Source organism: Curtobacterium sp. NPDC087082 (genome assembly GCF_044745045.1).
Lineage (GTDB): Bacteria > Actinomycetota > Actinomycetes > Actinomycetales > Microbacteriaceae > Curtobacterium.
This window is the reverse complement of the sequence record NZ_JBIUZN010000005.1, coordinates 286,749-304,479: the sequence shown is the minus strand read 5'-3', so window position 1 is coordinate 304,479 and position 17,731 is coordinate 286,749. Positions and strand designations below refer to the sequence as shown.

The window sequence follows — 17,731 nt, the reverse complement described above, 5'->3', positions numbered from 1 at the left end:
CCGGGCGGTCACGTCGCCACCGCCTCGGCCCACCACCGGTGGTCGGCGAGCACGAGGTACCACGCACGTCCGTCGGCGTCGACGAGCTGCAGCCGGTGGAGTCGGCGTCCGCCGGCCTCCCACCAGCGCACGACGAGCGGCCACGGTCCGGCCCACGCGGTCACGGCGTCGAACCGGCCACCACGCTCCCCCTCGGCACGGAACCGTTCCGGGACCCCGGTGAGGACGCCGCGGTCGTCGACGTCGACGGTGCCGCCGTCGCCGGTGACGACGTCCACCGGGCGCGGACGGTCGAGCACGGTCGCCGGCGGCGGACCGGGAAGCTTGCCGGGCCACGGGCGGTCGCGGACGGTCGCCAGCGCACGCTCGCCACCGGCGGGAGCGTCGCCCCACGGCACGAGCACCACGCGTTCGGCCAGGGTGCGCCCGCCGCCGATCCGTGGCGTGACCACCCCGTCGTGCCCGACCAGTCCCTGCACGCGGGCGAGACCGTGGTGCACGCGTTCGTCCGGTCCGGTCCCCCAGAGCCCGCGTTCGTGGTTCGCCATGTCGTCGACCGCGACGGGCTCGAGCACCACCTGGACGACCGGCGCCTCGAGCCCGGTCGGGTCCACCCCGCCGGCGAGCTGCCAGCGCACCCGGTCCACCACGTCGGCGGCGTCGAACCACCGCGGGTGCACCCACGTGCGCTCGAGCAGGATGTCCCGCTCGTCGACGATGCCGACCCGGATCGTGGTGGCGACGAGTCCGGCTGCCCGCAGGCGTGCGGCGAAGTCGTCGGCGGAGCGACGGAACGCGAACGCGATCTGGTCGGCACGGTCGAGCGGGGGTTCGAACGACGCCTCGACCCGGAGTTCGGGCGGGACCGCGCGCGCCGCGACCTCTCGCGGGTCACGACCGCCGGCGAGCCGGTGCAGGAACGCCCCGGCGAGTCCGAACCGGTCGCGCACCTGTTCGTCGGCCAGCGCGGCGAACTCGCCGAGGGTCTGGATGCCGAGGCGCCCGAGCAGCATCGCGAGGTCGGCGTCGCCGAGCACGCCGAGCGGCAGCCCGGCCAGGAACGGCGCCGAGCCGTCGACGGGCACGATCCGCACCCGCTCCCCCGGACGTGCCGGGCGAGCCCGTGCGGCCTGTTCGGCGGCGAACGGGGTGTCCGCGACGCCGGCGCGCACCCCGGGAGCGCCGTGGTCGGCAGCGATGCCGGCGAGGGTCGCCGCGGCGGCTCGTTCTCCGCCGTAGTACCGGGCCGGCCCGCGGGACCGCAGCGCGAGGGTGCCCGGGCGGAGCACCTCGACACCGGGGACCGCCGCCTCGACCGCGCGGATGACCGGTTCGAACGCCCGGTGGTCGAGCGCGTCGTCGTAGGGCTGCACGACGAGCTCGGGGCAGCGCGCCTGTGCCTCGCGCACGCGGAGCCCGCGGACCACGCCGTGCTGCCGGGCGCTGGCGGAACTGGCGTACACCTGGCCCTTCACCACGAGGGCGAACGGGTGGTCCGGCGGCGACCCTGCAGCGCGAGCGGCCGCGATCACCGGCCAGTCCGGGCACCACAGCACGATCGTCCGGGTCGGCGGGGGCTCGGGCAGCGCCCCACCGCGGGCGAGTGCGTCGGCTCGGATCGACCGCGCATCGGGCACGCCCGCCGCACCCGCGCCGGCCCCGGGCCCGCGTCCGGCGAGGGCACCGGTGACCCGGGACCCGGTCGTCCGGGTCCGGCCGCCGCCCCGGGGGCTCACGACGCCACCGCCACGGGACGCAGCACGGGTGTCGTCTGGCCGGGGCCGGACGCCGCAGCGGTGGGGACGGCGGCCCGGACCGTGCCGTCCGCCGCGGGCAGCAGCAGGTCGGCGTCCACCGGTCGCCCCGCTCCGGCACGACCGGACGCCGACACCGTGACCCGTCGTTCCGTCAGGAAGCCGTGCCCGTCCCCGATGCCGCTCCACTCGGACCGGGTCACCCGCAGCGAGACGTCGGCCCCGGGCCAGGACCCGAGCGCGACGAGCGCCCCACCACGCTGACGCAGCCGTGCCAACAGCCGGGAGACGTCGCCGGGAACCACCCGGCCGAGCGGACGGGTGAGGACGATCTGGGCGACGTCCGCCAGCGCGGCCGTCACGGTGAGCCACTGGTCGCCCGGGTCCGGTACGAGCACGAGCCGTTCGAGGTCGATGCCGGCCGCGGCCGCTGCCTCGACCCCGAAGGACGGCACCCCCACCACCGCGCACCAGGCACCGGCGGCCGAGGCTGCCTGCAGCATCGTCATCGCGAGGAGCACCGACTCGTGCACCGAGTAGGACCCGCCCACGCGGATCGCGCCACCCGGCAGGAGCGGTGCGAGCGCCTCGGCCGTGGGCAGCCCCTCGGTGTCGACCCGGGTGGACTCCATCTCGGCCACACGCGACCGCAGCGAGGTGATCCGTTCGAGTGCGGCGCGGGCATCACCGAGGTGGTCGACCCGCCGCACCGGCCGGGCAGGACCGGGCCGCCCGGCCGGCTCTCCGTGAGCCCCGGGCGATCGGAGTGCCGCCGCCGTCTGCATGCCCTCATATTCGAACATGTGTTCGATGATGTCAATCGGGTCCGACATCCTGTGGACAGTTGCTTCGAACACGCGTTCAACACGCCGTGTGAGCGGTGGATCAGCACCCTGTGGAGGAGTGCTCCGGCACCGCCGCCCGACGATCCGCCGTCACCAGCGGGCGACGGCCCCCACACCGGCGAGCACCGAGCGCGTCTTCGTCTCGACCTCGTCCGCCTCGTCCGCGGCGACCGACGACCACGTCACCGCGCCGCCGGCACCGAACGACCGCGACCGCACCGTGCCCCGGTCGTCGATGACCGTCACCAGTGTGCGGATCACCACCGACAGGTCGACCGCGCCGCTGGCCGAGAAGTACCCGATCGCACCCGAGTACAGCCCGCGAGGCCCGTCCTCGAGCCGATCCGCGATCCCCATGGCACTGATCTTCGGCGCGCCGGTCATCGACCCCGGCGGGAACGCGGCGCGCACAACGGCTGCCCGCGACGTCCCCGCGGGCAGGACCGCACCGATCGTCGACACCATCTGGTGCACGCTCGCGTAGGTCTCGACGTCGCAGAGCCGGTCGACGTGCACCGACCCCGGTACCGCGGTCCGGAGCAGGTCGTTCCGGAGCAGGTCGACGATCATGACGTTCTCGGCTCGGTCCTTCGCGCTCACGGCGAGTCCGGCACGGACCGCTTCGTCCTCCACAGGGTCGACGGAGCGCCGTCGGGTCCCCTTGATCGGCTCCGCGGACACCGTCCCGGACGCATCGATCCGCAGGAACCGCTCAGGAGAACGGCTCGCCACGCGCAGCGGGCCGAGCCGCAGGTACGCACCGAACGGGACGGGGTCCGCCGCGCGCAGCCGCAGGTACTCGGTCAGGTGGGGGTCCGTGACGGAGCCCCGCCGCGCCTCCTGGACCGGCGGCACCGCGAAGGCGGTCGTGAGGCACACCTGGAACGCGTTGCCCGCACGGATCTCCGCGCGGCACGCGTCCACCGCCGTCTCGTAGGCGGCGCGCGTGACGCGCCCGGTCGCCGGAGCGGGGCCCGGGAGGAACGGGGCCACGTCGTCGACGTCGACCCGCGTGACCGGGGCGGTCACCGTCTCCAGCCATGCGCGGTTCCGCGCGCTGGCCTCGGGTTCCGCATCGCTCGCCAGGGCCAGTGCCCAGGCGTCACCGGCGGCGTCGACGACCACCGCGCGGTCGACGAACCGCAGGTCCGCGTCCGCGTGCCCCTCGGCCGTCCGGTCGACGCCGCCCGACTCGCGACCGAGCTCGTAGCCGAGGAACCCGACCCAGCCGAGCGCGAAGCCGCAGCCCGCGACCGGTTCCGGCAGCACCGGGGTGCGCGCGAGCAACTCGGTGAGGACCGCGAAGGCGGGTCGGTCCGATCCCTCGGCGGTCGCGACGCCCCCGAACCACGATCGGGACGCCGGGGTCGTCTCGACGAACGCCCGTCGCGTCTCGTGCCGGAACCGCGCTGCGAACGGGCCGTCCGTCAGCGCCAGGACCGACCACCGGGCACGGGCGTGCGCGGTCGGGGGTGAACCGGCCGGCAGCGAGGAGTCGAGCCAGACCACGTCGGCGCCGGACGCGGCGGCGAGGGCGCCGAGGTCGGGAGTCGACGGCAGCCGCCGGACCTCGATCCGGGCGGACGCGGGTGCTGCCGTCAGACCGCCGCGATCGTCCACGAGGCCGCCGACGAGGACCCGGGCTCGAGCACGACGAGTCCGGCGTCGGACCCGGCGTTGAAGGCGTCCGGCGCACAGGTCATCGGCTCGACCGCGAGACCCGCACGGTGGTACTCCGGCACGACGTGGTCGGCGGTGTGCACCTGCGCCCACCCGCACTCCGGGCCGAACGAGGCACGGACACCGCGGCCGTCGGCGGCGGTGAGGACGATCGTCGCGGTGCCGTCGGCGTCGCGGTCGAACCCGGTGAAGGCGTGGTCGATGAACCGGTCGCCGATGCGCGTCGCGGAGCGCAGGTCGAACTCGTCGTGCACGGGCGCGAGGCCCGTCGGGACGAGGCGGTCCTCGGTGACCTCGAGCACCTCGGCCGCGGGCAGCGTCAGGGTCCAGTCGTCGACACGACCCTCGCCGGCGACGAGGTACGGGTGCGGACCGGTCCCCCACGGTGCCGCGTCGGCACCGGTGTTCGTGCCGGTGATCGTCGTGTGCAGCCCCTCGCCGTCGACGCGGTACTCGACCAGTACCTCGACGCGGAACGGGTACCCGTCCTGGGCGGGCACCGTCGTGGCGAGGACCGCGCGGTCCGGTTCGTGCGCGACGATCCGGAAGTCGGTCCAGGCGACCAGCCCGTGCAGGGCGTGCTGCCGCTTCGGCTCGGTCAGCGCGAGCTCGTGCTCGGTCCCGCCGAACGTGTACTTCCCGTCGACGACCCGGTTCGGCCACGGCGCCAGGACGGCTCCGCGGAAGGCCGGGCGGACCTCGTCGGCGTCGAACGGCACGACCAGGTCGCGTCCCTCGAACCGGAACGTCCGCAGTGTCGCCCCCACCGAGGCGATCTCGGCCGTGTAGCCGCCGGCGGTGATCGTCAGGGCGGAACCGGACAGGGGTGCGTCGCTGCTCATGCGCTCAGCGTACTGGGGACGCGGGAGCCGGATCGCCTCGGGCGCGCGTCCCCGGAACGAGAAGACCCCCGCGGTTCCGGAGAACCGCGGGGGTGATGGTGGATCTGAGGGGACTCGAACCCCTGACCCCCTGCATGCCATGCAGGTGCGCTACCAGCTGCGCCACAGACCCGAAGTGTTGGTGTTCCCACCGACTTCAGTGTGCCCCCGTTCCCCGGAGGCACCATAGGAGCGTACACCATGCGAACGCCGGGTGACGAAATCGTCGCCGCCACCCGGGCGCGTCGCAGCTACGCGGTGTGGTCCACCGGGAGCTCGAGCGGGATGGTCGGGCAGTCCGACCAGAGACGCTCGAGCGAGTAGTACTGGCGGTCTTCTTCGTGGAAGACGTGCACGACGATGTCGCCGAAGTCGATGAGGACCCAGCGGCCCTCGCTCCGGCCTTCACGACGGAGCGGCTTGGCCCCGGCTTCGAGGAGGCGCTCTTCGATCTCGTCCGCGATGGCGAGCACGTTGCGCTCGTTCCGGCCGGTCGCGAGCAGGAACACGTCGGTGAGCTGCAGCGGCCCGGTCACGTCGAGGGCGACGAGGTCCTCGGCCTGCTTGGCGTCGGCCGCCTGGGCGGCGATCTGCACGAGTTCCACTGCGCGTGAGGAGGCGGTCACGGATTCCTTCCGGTCGGTCGACCTGGCAGGCTGCCGGATCGCTTGATGGGTCACGATCATAAGCCACCCACCGACACACGGCCAGGCCGTGCGCGGTGGGGAGGACTCAGAACGTGTGGGTCGTGACGAGGGCCACGATGATGACGGCTGCAGCGGCGACGCCGACGGCACCGACCGTCACGCCGAGGATGAGCGGCGTGCGCGACTCCTTCGGCTTGGCCGCCGCGAGGACGACCTGCCGCGTCGAGGTGTGGCTCGACACCGCACGGCTGGCACGGACCGGGCTGGCGTCCGTGTCGGGCTGTTCGTCGTGCTGCTCGAGCAGTCGGTCGACCTCGGCACCGTCGATCGGCCGGTGCGACCCGGTCGAGGACAGCGACGCCGGCAGGTCGATCGAGCCGGTGAGGATGACCTCGCCCGTGGCGTTGAGCGCACCCGTCGGGTCGGCGAGGGCCGAGTTCGGCAGGATGATCGCGTTCGTGTTGGTCACGGCGACGCGGCGGGTGCCGGTCTCCTCGTCGTGGACCTCGGCGTCGTTCGAGTCGTGCGCCTGCTGCGACCAGTGGCCGACGGGCGGCTCGAACGCGGTCGTGAGGGGCTTCGGCTCGGCCGGACGCTGGAACGAGGCCGGCACCCGGGGAGCATCGGCGTCGCCATCGGTGTCGCCGGCGGACGACGGCGCGCCACTCGACGTGGGTGCCGAGGCGGCACGCGTGGGCTGGGCGGCGTTCTGGACCGGGACCTCGTTCGTGTCGTCCTCGTCCAGCGAGAGCGGGAACACCGCCGGCGTGGAGGACTGGATCGGGGTGCGCTGCGCCGTGGCAGGGACGTCCGGGGTGCCCAGCGTGTTCGGAGCGTCCTGCGTGCCCGGCGCGTCCGGCGCGTCCGAGTCGGCTTCGGTGTCCGACGGCTCGGTGGCCTCGGGCGGGGCCCAGGTCGACCGGTGGCGACGCGGCTCTTCGCTGTGGGCGGCGGCTTCTTCGAGGGGCTCGACCGCGTCGGGCGATCCGTCCGCCTCGGTCGCCTGCGCCACGGCTGCCTGGTCGAGCACGACCGTCTCGGCCGAGAGCTCGGGGTCGACGGAGGACTCCTGCGCGAGCGGCTCGGGCTCGGCGGCGGCCGACGTGCCCGTCGCGTCCGTCGCGCCAGGGCGCTCCGGTCCACCGTGCAGCGCATCGACCGAGCCGAGGACGTCCTCGACGGTGCGGTCGGACGACTGCGGGGTCGGGTTCTGCAGCGGGACGGGCTGGATCGCCTGTCCCTCGGCCGCACGCAGCTGCCGGATCTGCCGACGGGTGAGTCCGCCCGAGCCGGGGACGATCTCGGTCGCCGAGGCCGGGGGCATCGACGGCACACCGGAGCCGCCGGACGAGGCCGACGACGGCACGGCGGACTGTGCGGGTGCGCCGGGGGCGGGAGCGACGTGGCTGCCGGGACGGTGGCGCACTTCCGGCTGCTCGGCCGGGGCGGCGACGGTCGGGGGCGGCGTCACGGGCTGCGCACCGCCCGCGGCGGCACGCTCCCGCTCGCGCGCCTGGCGCCGCGACAGGGGCGGCTGCGCGTCGGACGAACTCATGCAACGCTCCGATACAGATGGTGCTTGGAGATGTACTGGACGACACCGTCGGGGACCAAGTACCACACGGGGAAACCACGTCTCACCCGGTCGCGGCAGTCGGTCGACGATATTGCCAGCGCGGGAACTTCGAGCAAGCTTACGTCTCGTTCGGGCAGACCCGTGATGCTCAAGGCGTGTCCCGGACGTGTCACAGCGACGAAGTGCGCGAGGTCCCAGAGGCCATCATGGTCCTTCCAGTCGACAATCTGCTGGACGGCGTCTGCGCCGGAGATGAAGACCAGCTGCGCGTCGGGTCGCTGCTCGTGCAGGTCCTTCAGCGTGTCGACCGTGTAGGTCGGGCCCGGGCGGTCGATGTCCACGCGGCTCACGGTGAACATCGGATTCGACGCCGTGGCGACGACGGTCATGAGGTAGCGGTGCTCGGCGTCGGTCACACCGGACTTCATGTACGGCTGCCCCGTGGGGACGAAGACCACTTCGTCGAGGTCGAACGCGCGCGCCACCTCGGACGCTGCCACGAGGTGGCCGTTGTGGATCGGGTCGAACGTGCCACCCATCACGCCGATGCGAGGCCGCCCCGTGCTCTCGAGCATGGAGTCGCGGGTCAGTGCTCGGCGCGACCGAACTCGTCGACACCCGTCTCGTGGGTGCGCGTGGCCTCGAACTTGTGCGAGTGGCGGTAGGCCACGTCGCGGAAGCTCCAGGTCACGAACCCGAGGAACGCGAAGAAGAGGGCACCGACGAGCGGGAACACGTACGCGGGGACCCCCGAGGCGTGCTCAGCGGCTTCTGCGAGGAAGGTCATTGATCCGATGCTCCGTTCGGTCGGGGGAATTCGCCGTTCAGTCTAGCCGCGGATCTGTCCCTGCCCGCGCACGATCCACTTGGTGCTCGTCAGCTCGGGCAGCCCCATCGGCCCACGAGCGTGCAGTTTCTGCGTGGAGATCCCCACCTCGGCACCGAACCCGAACTCCCCGCCGTCGGTGAACCGCGTCGAGGCGTTCGCCATCACGACCGCGGAGTCGACCTCGGCCAGGAAGCGCTCGGCCGTGTCGACGTCGTTCGTGACGATCGACTCGGTGTGGTGCGTCGACCAGCGCGCGATGTGCGCCATCGCCGCGTCGACGTCGGGCACCACCCGGACGGACAGGTCGAGGTCCATCGACTCGGTCCCCCAGTCGTCGTCCGTCGCCCGGAGCACACCGGGCACGAGCACCCGCGTGGCGTCGTCACCGCGGAGCGTGACGCCCGCGGCCCGCAGCCGGTCGGCCAGCGAGGGCAGGAGCCGGTCGGCCGCCCGCTCGTGCACGAGGAGCGTCTCGAGCGCGTTGCACACGCTGGGCCGCTGCACCTTGCTGTTCAGGACGATGTCGATCGACCGGTCGAGCGGGGCCGACTCGTCGAGGAACACGTGGACGACCCCGGCACCCGTCTCGATCACGGGCACCTGCGACTCGGTCACGACGGTCTGGATCAGTGACGCGCTGCCCCGCGGGATGAGCACGTCGACGAGCCCGCGCGCCCGCATCAGGTCGGTCGCGCCGGCACGCCCGAACTCGTCGATCGTCTGCACGAGTTCGCGCGGCAGCCCCGCCGAGGCGACGGCGTCCTGGATCCGGGCGACGAGCACCGCGTTGGTGCGCTGCGCCGCCGAGCCGCCCCTGAGCACGACCGCGTTGCCGCTCTTCAGCGCGAGGCTGGCGATGTCGACCGTGACGTTCGGCCGCGCTTCGTAGATCGCGCCGACGACCCCGAACGGCACCCGCACCTGGGCGAGCTGCAGCCCGTTCGGCAACCGCGACCCGCGGACGTGCTGCCCGACCGGGTCGGTGAGGCCGACGACGTGCTCGACCGCGGCGGCGAGGGCGTCGATGCGGACGGGATCGAGCCGCAGCCGGTCGAGGAGCCCGGACGAGAGCCCGCTCTCCTCGCCCGCCAGGAGGTCCTCGTGGTTGGCCGCGACGATCTCGTCCGTCGCCTGTCGCACGCCCGCCGCGATCGCGAGGAGCGCCGCGTCCTTCACCGCGGTCGTCGCCGTGGCGAGGACCGACGCCGCGTCGCGCGCAGCGACGAGCTTGCCGGTCAGGGTCGGGGCGGATGCGGTCAGCGACATGGCTCGATTCTAGGCGCGGGGGTCCGCCACATGACGGCGGTCCGGCTCGCCTGTGGAGGGCCCTGGAGGCGCGGCTCCTGTGGAGGAGTCAGCACACGCCCGCAGCGCCCGCACCTCTCGGTCCGCGCGCCTCGCGAGCGGGCACGACACGCCGCAGGCGTGCCGCCGAGGTCGCGGAATCCGTCGCTCGGAGGCGCCGAGCGTGACGAACAATGCCCCCTCGGCGGACGTGAGCGGCGCGCCGCAGCCGACCCGCGCCTCCCGAACCGAACCGTACCGAACCGAACCGAACCGAACGAACCGGAACCGGCCCCCGTCAGCCCCGCGCCGCCGCCTCGAACCAGGTCCCGACCTGCTCCCCCGCCAACGCCCGCTCCACGAGCGCCGTCGCCGTCACGAGCACCGCCGTGCCGGCCTCGGCCGCGAGCCGGGCGGCAGCGACCTTCGTCCCCGCTCCCCCGGTCCCCACGCCCGCGGCACCGATCGACCCGAACGTGACCCCGGCGAGCTCGTCGCCGAACGGCACGTGCGTGATCGGCTCCGCGCCGGGCTGCTCCGGGGGCCGCGTGTAGAGCGACTCCACGTCGGACAGCAGCACGAGCGCATCGGCCCCGAGCAGCCGGGCCACGAGCGCCGCGAGCCGGTCGTTGTCCCCGAAGCGGATCTCGTGCGTCGCCACGGTGTCGTTCTCGTTCACGATCGGCAGCACCCGCAGTGCGAGCAACCGGTCGATGGCCCGCTGCGCGTTCACCCGGTGCGTCGGGTTCTGCAGGTCCCCCGCGGTCAGGAGGATCTGCGCCGCGACGACCGCGTGCCGGTCGAGTTCCTTCTGGTACCGGAACATCAGGACGTTCTGCCCGGTCGCGGCGGCGGCCTGCTGGGTGGCGAGGTCGTCGGGGCGGCCCTCGAGCCCGAGGAACGGGAACCCGGTGGCGATGGCACCGGAGGACACGAGGACGACCTCGGTCCCCCGGGCGTGCGCTGCCGCGATGGCGTCGACGAGCGGAGCGATCTGCCCGGTGTTGTCACCGCTGACCGACGACGACCCGACCTTGACCACGATCCGCTTGGCACGCGGGATGTCCTCGCGCCGGGTGACGGGTCCGAGGTCGGTGCGTGCGGTCGTGTCGGTCATGCTGTGGTCAGTCCCTGTCATCCCGGTCGGCTTCGGCGGGAGACAGGTCTCCGTCCTCCGCCCACAGCCCGGCGATGCGCTCCTGCTCGAGCTCGGCACGCGCCGCGGCCTTGGCGTCCATGCGCTCGAAGTACTCCTCGCGACGCTCGTTGCGGGTCGGACGCGAGGTCGCGCCGATCCGGGCGTCGGTCCCGCGGGCGCTCGTGATGAGCTCCGCGGTCGAGGTGAGCGTGGGCTCCCAGTCGAAGATCGTGCCGCCGTCGCCACCGATGACGACGGTGGACCCGGCGACGGCTCCGGCCTTGAACAGGCCGTCCTCGACGCCGAGCTTCGCCAGGCGGTCGGCGAGGTAGCCGATCGCCTCTTCGTTGGTGAAGTCGGTCTGCTGCACCCAGCGCTCCGGCTTCGCACCGCGGATGCGGTAGAAGCGGTGCTCCTCGCCGCCTTCGGCGCGGATGGTGAAGGGCTTGTCGTCGACCGCCTTGGGGCGGAGGACGATGCGCTCGGCCACCGGCTCGGCGGCACGGGAGGCGCGGGCCTGCTCCACGACGTCGGCCAGCGCGAACGTCAGCTCGCGCAGGCCCTTGCGGGACGCGGTCGAGATCGGGAAGACGCGATAGCCACGGCCCTCGAGCTCGTCGCGCACGAAGGCGGCGAGTTCTTCGGCCTCGGGCACGTCGACCTTGTTGAGCGCGATCATCTGCGGGCGCTCGAGCAGCGGCACCTGGCCCTCGGGGACCGGGTAGCGCTCGAGCTCGCCGAGGATGACGTCGAGGTCGCTGATCGGGTCACGGCCGGGGTCGAGGGTGGCGCAGTCGATCACGTGCAGGAGTGCCTCGCAGCGCTCGACGTGACGGAGGAACTCGAGGCCGAGGCCCTTGCCCTCCGACGCGCCCTCGATCAGACCGGGGACGTCGGCGACGGTGAAGCGGGTGGACCCGGACTCGACGACGCCGAGGTTCGGCGTGAGGGTCGTGAACGGGTAGTCGGCGATCTTCGGCTTCGCGGCGGAGATCGCGGCGATGAGCGAGGACTTGCCGGCGCTCGGGAACCCGACGAGGGCGACGTCGGCGATGGTCTTCAGCTCGAGGCTGACGTCACCGGCCCAGCCCTCGGTGCCGAGCAGCGCGAACCCGGGGGCCTTGCGCTTCGTGGTCGAGAGCGCGGCGTTGCCGAGACCGCCCTGACCGCCGGGGGCGATGACGACACGCATGCCCGGCTCGGTCATGTCCGCGAGGACGTCGCCGTTCTCGTCGTACACCACGGTGCCGATCGGCAGCGGGAGCTCGAGCGTCTCACCGCTGATGCCGCTCCGCATGTCGCCCATGCCGGGCTGCCCGTTCTTGGAGGAACGGTGCGGCGAGCGGTGGTAGCCGAGCAGGGTCGTCACCTGGGGGTCGGCGACGAGGACGATGTCGCCACCGTCACCGCCGTTGCCGCCGTCCGGGCCGGCAAGCGGCTTGAACTTCTCACGGCGGACCGACACGCAGCCGTTGCCGCCGTTCCCCGCGGTGAGGTGCAGGGTCACGCGGTCGACGAAGGTCGCCATGGGTCCACTCCTTGGTGTTGCAACGAAAGAACGGGAGGGGCGGGCACGTGGCCCGCCCCTCCCGCAGAGTCAGATCGTCGAACTGCTTACGCGTTGACGATGTTGACGACCTTGCGGCCGCCCTTGGTGCCGAACTCGACCGCACCGGCCGAGAGGGCGAACAACGTGTCGTCGCCACCGCGGCCGACGTTGGCGCCCGGGTGGAAGTGGGTACCGCGCTGGCGGAGGATGATCTCACCGGCGTTGACGACCTCGCCACCGAAGCGCTTCACGCCGAGGCGCTGTGCGTTCGAGTCACGACCGTTGCGAGTGGAGCTCGCACCCTTCTTGTGTGCCATCTTCTACTCCCGCCTTACGCGATCGAGGTGATCTTGACGCGGGTGAGCTCAGCGCGGAAACCCTGACGCTTCTTGTACCCGGTCTTGTTCTTGAACTTCTGGATGACGACCTTCGGACCGCGGAGGTCCTCGAGCACCTCGGCGGTGACCGTCACGTTGGCGAGCTCGGAAGCCGCCGACGTGATCTTGTCACCGTCCACGAGGAGCACCGGGGCGAGGTCGATGTTGCCCTTGTCGTCGGCCTTGGCACGGTCGATCGTGATGATCGTGCCGACCTCGACCTTCTCCTGACGGCCGCCGGCGCGCACTACTGCGTAAACCACGTGGAAATCCTTACGTAACTCTGCTTGAGGGAAGTCTCGGGTGCCCACTTCTGCACGAGCGGTTCCCGGAGGGCCGGGCCCGATCGGCGACGCAGGCAGAACGGCCCGCTGACACCAGGGATCGAGAATACTCGATGCCCCCAGGTCCGGTCAAACGGCGACACACGTACGATTGCCGTGTGACCGTGATGATCGACCCGCCGACGTGGCCCGCACACGACACTCTGTGGTCGCACCTCGTCAGTGACACATCATACGACGAGCTGCACGAGTTCGCTGGACGCGTCGGTATCCCACGCCGTGCGTTCGACCACGACCACTACGACGTGCCGTTGTCGCGCTACGAGGAACTCGTCGCCGCGGGGGCCACGGCGGTCACCGGGCGGGAGCTGGTCCTGCGCCTGATCGGCAGCGGGCTGCGGGTCGCCCAGCGGGACAAGCACACGTTCTGAGCGCGCGGCCACCCACGCACGGTGCGACGTCCCGTGCTGGGTGTGGCGGTCGTTCCCTCGCACCCTGCCCGGCACCTCGCACGCGGCACGGCGCGGTGGCGCGCGGCGGTCCAGGAGGCGCGGCGCACCCCCGCCCCGCCGGGCACCTCCCACGGTGCGCGGCCGACTCCCGGGCGCGGCGCGGCGCGGCGGTGCGGCACCGTCGCGCGTGGCGAGCCCGAACGACATCGCCGAGGTCGGACGACGTCGGGGATGTCGCACCCCCGCGTCCGCAACGGACGGCGCACGCAACGTGCGACATGGTCGACGTCGGACGACCTCGACCATGTCGCACCACGTCGGCGCCCGGCGCCCGGCAGCCGGCACACGGCCACGAGCCGCACGCGGCCGCTCAGCGGCTCAGCGCGGCGCCGGACCACCCCACGGGTTCGACGGGGGCTGCGGCGGCGCGTACGGCGGCACCTGGCCCCCCTGCGCCCCCGGCTGCCCCGGCTGACCCTGCTGCGACGACGGCTGCACGGTCGCCGGCGGCACCGCGTCGGCCGGTCGGACCGTCCCGGGCGTGCCGGGTGCTCCGGGCGCACGACGTCCGCCCCTTGGCCGCCCGAGCCAGAGCCACGCCGCGGTCGACGTCGCGATGAGCATCAGGGTGAACGGCACACCGGACTGCAGCGGGCGGGTGACGACGTCGATGAGGAGCTGGGCGCCTCCGGAGCGGACGGCGCTGAACGTGCCCGTGAAGACCCCGACGAGCGCCAGGGCGATCGTTCCAGCGGCCCCGGCGAGCACGGCGCGGAGGAGCACCGTCGGCAGCGGGCTCCGTCGGTCGACGGGCGTGAGGAACGCCAGCGCGAGGAAGGCCCCGGCGTAGAACGGGAACGGCGTGGCGAACACCCCGGACACGAACCCGCCGACCAGGCTGCCGCCCGCGCCGTAGCTCGCGAACGGGTGCACCACGAACGAGGCGCCGAGCAGGCCGACGAGCCCCGAGACGAACTCGACGAGGACGATCGACACGACGGCGATGAGCGCGCCGGCCGTGTTCGTGACCGACGCTCCCGGAGCGAAGGCCCGACGCGGATCCGCCGGCGTCCGCGGTGGGCGCGGAGCCGGCCCGGACCCGCCGTACTGCGGCCCGCGGTACGGGCCGCCCTGCGGCGCACCGTACGGGACGCCGGACTGCTGCGGCCCGCCGTACGGGGCACCGGACTGCTGCGGTCCCCCGTACGCTCCGCCCGGCTGCTGCGGGGCACCGGCGGGCGGCGCGGGCTGGGACCAGCCCGCGCCGTAGTACCCACGATCGTGCTGCGACCGCTGCGGATCGCCGGGGTTCGACATCGTCAGTTCCCCAGGATCACGGCGCCGTCGTCGGTGTCGTCACCCTCGGCCGTCGCCGGTGCGCTGATGCTCGGGGACGAGACGCGACGGGACCGCGAACGGCCCTGCCCCGGCTGCTTGGGCTCCGGGAGCGCCTGCAGCACGGAGTCGAGCAGGGACTCGGCGTCCCCGCTGACCTGGCGCGGCTCGCGCTTCGTGGCGGCGATCGGGATGTCGAGGATCGCGACCGAGGTCTCGGCCGGGGTCACCGGGGCGCTCGAGCTCACCCGACGGCGGGTCGGCGCCTTGGCCGGCACGTCCTCGACGACGGGGGCAGCAGCGACCGGAGCCGCCGCAGCCGGAGCGGCAGCAGCCGACGTGCCCTGCTCGGGCGCGGACGGTGCATCGGGCGCCGTGGACGAGCCGGACGCGGTGTCCGCCGTCGTCTCGGGCGCACCGGCACCGCGGCCACCACGACGACGTCGACGCTTCGAGCCCGACGACTGCTCGCCGTGCTCGGACTGCGACGCGCCGGTGTCCGGACCGGACTCCGCGGCGGGTGCCTCCGGAGCCGATGCCGCCGATGCAGCCGATGCCGCCGAATCCGCCGACACCGCAGAGGACGCCGAAGCCGGGGTCGCAGCCCCGTCGTGCTCCTCGTGCGGGATGGTCGATGCGGCGATCCGGGACAGCGCGCTCTTCACGTCGTCCGTGATCTGGTGCGCGTGCGACGAGCCGTTCGACGACGAACCGTTGCCGGACCCGCCGTTCGACCCGTTCCCACCGTTCGAACCGTTCGAACCGTTCGAACCGTTGGACCCGCCGTTGCCGGCCCCACCGCGGCTCTTGCGACGGCTCTTCGACGGCCCCGGGTCGGCGTTGTTGTCGTTGACCTTGGCGTTGACCTCGTCGAGGGACTCGCGGAGCCCCACGCCGATCTTCTTGCGGGTCATCTGCACGAGGCCGAGCGAGGTGACCTCGGCGACCTGGTGCTTCGTCCGGTCACGGCTGAGGCACTCGACGAGTCGACGCAGCACGAGGTCGCGGTTCGACTCGAGCACCATGTCGATGAAGTCGACGACGATGATGCCGCCGATGTCCCGCAGGCGGAGCTGGCGGACGATCTCCTCGGCCGCTTCGAGGTTGTTCTTCGTGACGGTCTCCTCGAGGTTGCCGCCGGACCCGACGAACTTCCCCGTGTTGACGTCGACGACCGTCATGGCCTCGGTGCGGTCGATCACGAGCGAACCACCGGAGGGCAGCCAGACCTTGCGGTCGAGGGCCTTCTCGATCTGCTCGTTGAGGCGGTACTCCTCGAAGGAGTCCGGGCCGTCGTAGATCTCGACGCGGTCCTTGAGGTCCGGCGCGACCGCGGTGAGGTACTCGTCGATCGTCTCGCGCGCCGCGGAGCCGTCGATGATGAGCTTGGTGAAGTCCTCGTTGAAGACGTCGCGGACGATCTTCACGAGCAGGTCCGGCTCCGAGTGGAGCATGACCGGCGCCTGGCCGTTCGCGACCTTCTTCTGGATCGCCTCCCACTGGCTGGTGAGGCGCTGCACGTCGCGGGTGAGCTGCTCCTCGGTCGCGCCCTCGGCGGCGGTGCGGACGATGACGCCCGCGTGCTCCGGGAGGACCTCCTTGAGGATCTTCTTGAGGCGCGCACGCTCGGTGTCCGGCAGCTTGCGCGAGATGCCGTTCATCGAGCCGTTCGGCACGTACACGAGGTAGCGACCCGGCAGCGAGACCTGGCTCGTCAGACGGGCGCCCTTGTGCCCGACCGGGTCCTTCGTGACCTGCACGAGGACCTTGTCGCCCGGCTTGAGCGCGGCTTCGATCCGACGCCCGTGGTTGCCGGTGTCGACCGAGTTCCAGTCGACCTCGCCCGCGTACAGCACGGCGTTGCGACCGCGACCGATGTCGACGAACGCCGCCTCCATCGAGGGCAGGACGTTCTGCACCTTGCCGAGGTACACGTTGCCGATGAGTGACACGTTGTGCGACTTCGTCACGTAGTGCTCGGCGAGGACACCGTCCTCGAGCACGCCGATCTCGATCTTCGAGGCGCTCGACCGGACGATCATCTGCCGGTCGACGCTCTCGCGGCGGGCGAGGAACTCGTCCTCGGTGACGACCTGGCGACGACGACCGGCATCGCGCCCGTCGCGGCGGCGCTGCTTCTTCGCCTCGAGCCGCGTCGAGCCCTTCACCTTCTGCGGCTCGGTGATGTACTCGACCTCGCGGCGGCGGGGCTCCTGGTGGTCCCGCGGCTCGCGCGGTTCGCGCGGCTCACGGCCTTCGCGGTCGGCGCTCGTGCCGCGGCGACGCGACCGACGGCGTCCGCCGCCCTGCTCGTCGTCGTCGTCCTCGTCGTGACGGGGCGCGCGCTCGGGCAGGTCCGGCAGGACCGGGGCGTGGAAGATCAGGCTGAGCGTGCTCGTCGCCTTGGGGACGAACGGCTCGTCGACGGGCTCCGCCGGACTGGAGGCGCTGCTCGCGTCCGCCTCGACCGTCGCGGCCGGTGCGGCTGCGGTCTCGGTGTCGTCACCGGCCGTGATGACCGGCAGGTCGCCCGTGAGGGTGCTCACATCGTGCGGCTCGTCGCCGCCGGCGGTCGCCTCGACCGCGACCGACACGGTGGGCGCCTCCGGCGCTCCCCCGGCGTCCGGCGCTGCGTCCGTCACCGCGAGCGTCTCCGCGCCGGCGTCGGACGTGCCGTCCGCCGGAGACCCGGTCACCTGCTCGACGGGACCCGTCTGCGCGGCGTCACCCCGTGCCTCCTGGCCGGCCGACCGGGCGCGCCGACCGCCGAACAGGCGGCCTCGACGCTTCGGTGCGACTTCTTCGTTGTTCGTGTTGTCGTTGTTCTGCTCCACCATGGACCTGGTGCACTCCTTGACCCCGCTCGCATCCTGTCCGGACGGCGGGAATTCTGTAGTTGTAGCGGGTGGCGACCACGCCCCCGCGTTCGCTGTCTTGTGACCGTCGCGTCGCGCGCGTCCCGGTCACGGTGCGCTCTCACCGCACCTGATCGTCCGGGCTGGGCCCGGAAAGCTTTCGTCGTCGTGCGGATGGCCGCACGACCTCCAGGGATTATCGCATGCCGCACCGGGAAAGGACCGGATCGAGCATGCGATGATGA

At 72.7% G+C, this 17,731-nt stretch carries 16 protein-coding genes and 1 tRNA gene; 1 reads left to right on the top strand and 16 read right to left on the bottom strand.

The window, feature by feature from the left end; all coding sequences use genetic code 11:
* Positions 1-8: 8 nt before the first annotated feature.
* From ACIPEP_RS14995 to rplU, 14 genes are all read right to left on the bottom strand, one after another.
* A complete protein-coding gene (locus ACIPEP_RS14995; protein ID WP_070419144.1) occupies positions 9-1,619 on the bottom strand; it encodes a DNA polymerase Y family protein in 1,611 nt (536 codons plus the stop codon).
* 113 nt (positions 1,620-1,732) lie between these two features.
* Positions 1,733-2,557, bottom strand: coding sequence for a hypothetical protein (locus ACIPEP_RS14990; protein ID WP_402717694.1), 825 nt, complete (start codon positions 2,555-2,557; stop codon positions 1,733-1,735).
* Positions 2,558-2,689: 132 nt separating this feature from the next.
* Positions 2,690-4,219: an anthranilate synthase component I family protein gene (locus ACIPEP_RS14985; protein ID WP_402717693.1), complete on the bottom strand. Its 1,530-nt coding sequence runs from the start codon at positions 4,217-4,219 to the stop codon at positions 2,690-2,692.
* Positions 4,198-5,121, bottom strand: coding sequence for an aldose 1-epimerase family protein (locus ACIPEP_RS14980; RefSeq protein ID WP_071301695.1), 924 nt, complete (start codon positions 5,119-5,121; stop codon positions 4,198-4,200). Before ACIPEP_RS14980 ends, ACIPEP_RS14985 begins: the two co-directional genes overlap by 22 nt.
* A 96-nt stretch (positions 5,122-5,217) precedes the next feature.
* Positions 5,218-5,293 (bottom strand) — tRNA-Ala (locus ACIPEP_RS14975).
* A gap of 118 nt (positions 5,294-5,411) precedes the next feature.
* Positions 5,412-5,786, bottom strand: a complete 375-nt coding sequence (gene rsfS / locus ACIPEP_RS14970) for a ribosome silencing factor (protein WP_070416546.1) — start codon at positions 5,784-5,786, stop codon at positions 5,412-5,414.
* 106 nt (positions 5,787-5,892) lie between these two features.
* Positions 5,893-7,362 carry a hypothetical protein gene (locus ACIPEP_RS14965; RefSeq protein ID WP_402717692.1) on the bottom strand — a complete coding sequence of 490 codons (1,470 nt, stop codon included), beginning with the start codon at positions 7,360-7,362 and terminating at the stop codon, positions 5,893-5,895.
* Positions 7,359-7,958 carry a nicotinate-nucleotide adenylyltransferase gene (nadD, locus tag ACIPEP_RS14960; protein ID WP_022907294.1) on the bottom strand — a complete coding sequence of 200 codons (600 nt, stop codon included), beginning with the start codon at positions 7,956-7,958 and terminating at the stop codon, positions 7,359-7,361. The genes ACIPEP_RS14965 and nadD overlap by 4 nt, the downstream gene beginning before the upstream one ends.
* An 11-nt stretch (positions 7,959-7,969) precedes the next feature.
* Complete coding sequence (locus tag ACIPEP_RS14955) at positions 7,970-8,170, bottom strand: hypothetical protein (protein ID WP_070416548.1); 201 nt, start codon at positions 8,168-8,170, stop codon at positions 7,970-7,972.
* Positions 8,171-8,212: 42 nt separating this feature from the next.
* Positions 8,213-9,478 carry a glutamate-5-semialdehyde dehydrogenase gene (locus ACIPEP_RS14950; RefSeq protein WP_402717691.1) on the bottom strand — a complete coding sequence of 422 codons (1,266 nt, stop codon included), beginning with the start codon at positions 9,476-9,478 and terminating at the stop codon, positions 8,213-8,215.
* 316 nt (positions 9,479-9,794) lie between these two features.
* Positions 9,795-10,613 (bottom strand): glutamate 5-kinase, encoded by an 819-nt coding sequence (gene proB / locus ACIPEP_RS14945; protein ID WP_254789344.1) that lies wholly within the window; start codon positions 10,611-10,613, stop codon positions 9,795-9,797.
* A gap of 7 nt (positions 10,614-10,620) precedes the next feature.
* Positions 10,621-12,162, bottom strand: coding sequence for a GTPase ObgE (gene obgE / locus ACIPEP_RS14940; RefSeq protein ID WP_070416550.1), 1,542 nt, complete (start codon positions 12,160-12,162; stop codon positions 10,621-10,623).
* A gap of 86 nt (positions 12,163-12,248) precedes the next feature.
* Positions 12,249-12,500 carry a 50S ribosomal protein L27 gene (gene rpmA, locus ACIPEP_RS14935; protein ID WP_070416551.1) on the bottom strand — a complete coding sequence of 84 codons (252 nt, stop codon included), beginning with the start codon at positions 12,498-12,500 and terminating at the stop codon, positions 12,249-12,251.
* A 14-nt stretch (positions 12,501-12,514) separates the two neighbouring features.
* Positions 12,515-12,823: a 50S ribosomal protein L21 gene (gene rplU, locus ACIPEP_RS14930; RefSeq protein WP_022905369.1), complete on the bottom strand. Its 309-nt coding sequence runs from the start codon at positions 12,821-12,823 to the stop codon at positions 12,515-12,517.
* 188 nt (positions 12,824-13,011) lie between these two features.
* Here rplU and ACIPEP_RS14925 point away from each other — a divergent pair, with 188 nt between their 5' ends.
* On the top strand, positions 13,012-13,275 hold the full coding sequence (locus tag ACIPEP_RS14925; protein WP_229085138.1) for a DUF4031 domain-containing protein: 264 nt from the start codon (positions 13,012-13,014) through the stop codon (positions 13,273-13,275).
* A gap of 399 nt (positions 13,276-13,674) precedes the next feature.
* Here the strand turns inward: ACIPEP_RS14925 and ACIPEP_RS14920 are convergent, their stop codons facing one another.
* Both ACIPEP_RS14920 and ACIPEP_RS14915 read right to left on the bottom strand, forming a co-directional pair.
* Positions 13,675-14,613, bottom strand: coding sequence for a hypothetical protein (locus ACIPEP_RS14920; protein ID WP_402717690.1), 939 nt, complete (start codon positions 14,611-14,613; stop codon positions 13,675-13,677).
* 2 nt (positions 14,614-14,615) lie between these two features.
* Entirely contained in the window at positions 14,616-17,468 is a 2,853-nt protein-coding gene (locus tag ACIPEP_RS14915; RefSeq protein WP_402717689.1) for an Rne/Rng family ribonuclease, read from the bottom strand.
* Positions 17,469-17,731: the final 263 nt, after the last annotated feature.

Excerpts from the sequence above, each read along its gene's own strand:
- obgE (WP_070416550.1), bottom strand. The coding sequence starts at position 12,162 with ATGGCGACCTTCGTCGACCGCGTGACCCTGCACCTCACCGCGGGGAAC.
- ACIPEP_RS14990 (WP_402717694.1), bottom strand. The coding sequence starts at position 2,557 with ATGTTCGAATATGAGGGCATGCAGACGGCGGCGGCACTCCGATCGCCC.
- nadD (WP_022907294.1), bottom strand. The coding sequence starts at position 7,958 with ATGCTCGAGAGCACGGGGCGGCCTCGCATCGGCGTGATGGGTGGCACG.
- ACIPEP_RS14950 (WP_402717691.1), bottom strand. The coding sequence starts at position 9,478 with ATGTCGCTGACCGCATCCGCCCCGACCCTGACCGGCAAGCTCGTCGCT.
- ACIPEP_RS14980 (WP_071301695.1), bottom strand. The coding sequence starts at position 5,121 with ATGAGCAGCGACGCACCCCTGTCCGGTTCCGCCCTGACGATCACCGCC.
- rpmA (WP_070416551.1), bottom strand. The coding sequence starts at position 12,500 with ATGGCACACAAGAAGGGTGCGAGCTCCACTCGCAACGGTCGTGACTCG.
- ACIPEP_RS14915 (WP_402717689.1), bottom strand. The coding sequence starts at position 17,468 with ATGGTGGAGCAGAACAACGACAACACGAACAACGAAGAAGTCGCACCG.
- proB (WP_254789344.1), bottom strand. The coding sequence starts at position 10,613 with ATGACCGACACGACCGCACGCACCGACCTCGGACCCGTCACCCGGCGC.
- ACIPEP_RS14965 (WP_402717692.1), bottom strand. The coding sequence starts at position 7,362 with ATGAGTTCGTCCGACGCGCAGCCGCCCCTGTCGCGGCGCCAGGCGCGC.
- ACIPEP_RS14920 (WP_402717690.1), bottom strand. The coding sequence starts at position 14,613 with ATGTCGAACCCCGGCGATCCGCAGCGGTCGCAGCACGATCGTGGGTAC.
- ACIPEP_RS14955 (WP_070416548.1), bottom strand. The coding sequence starts at position 8,170 with ATGACCTTCCTCGCAGAAGCCGCTGAGCACGCCTCGGGGGTCCCCGCG.
- ACIPEP_RS14925 (WP_229085138.1), top strand. The coding sequence starts at position 13,012 with ATGATCGACCCGCCGACGTGGCCCGCACACGACACTCTGTGGTCGCAC.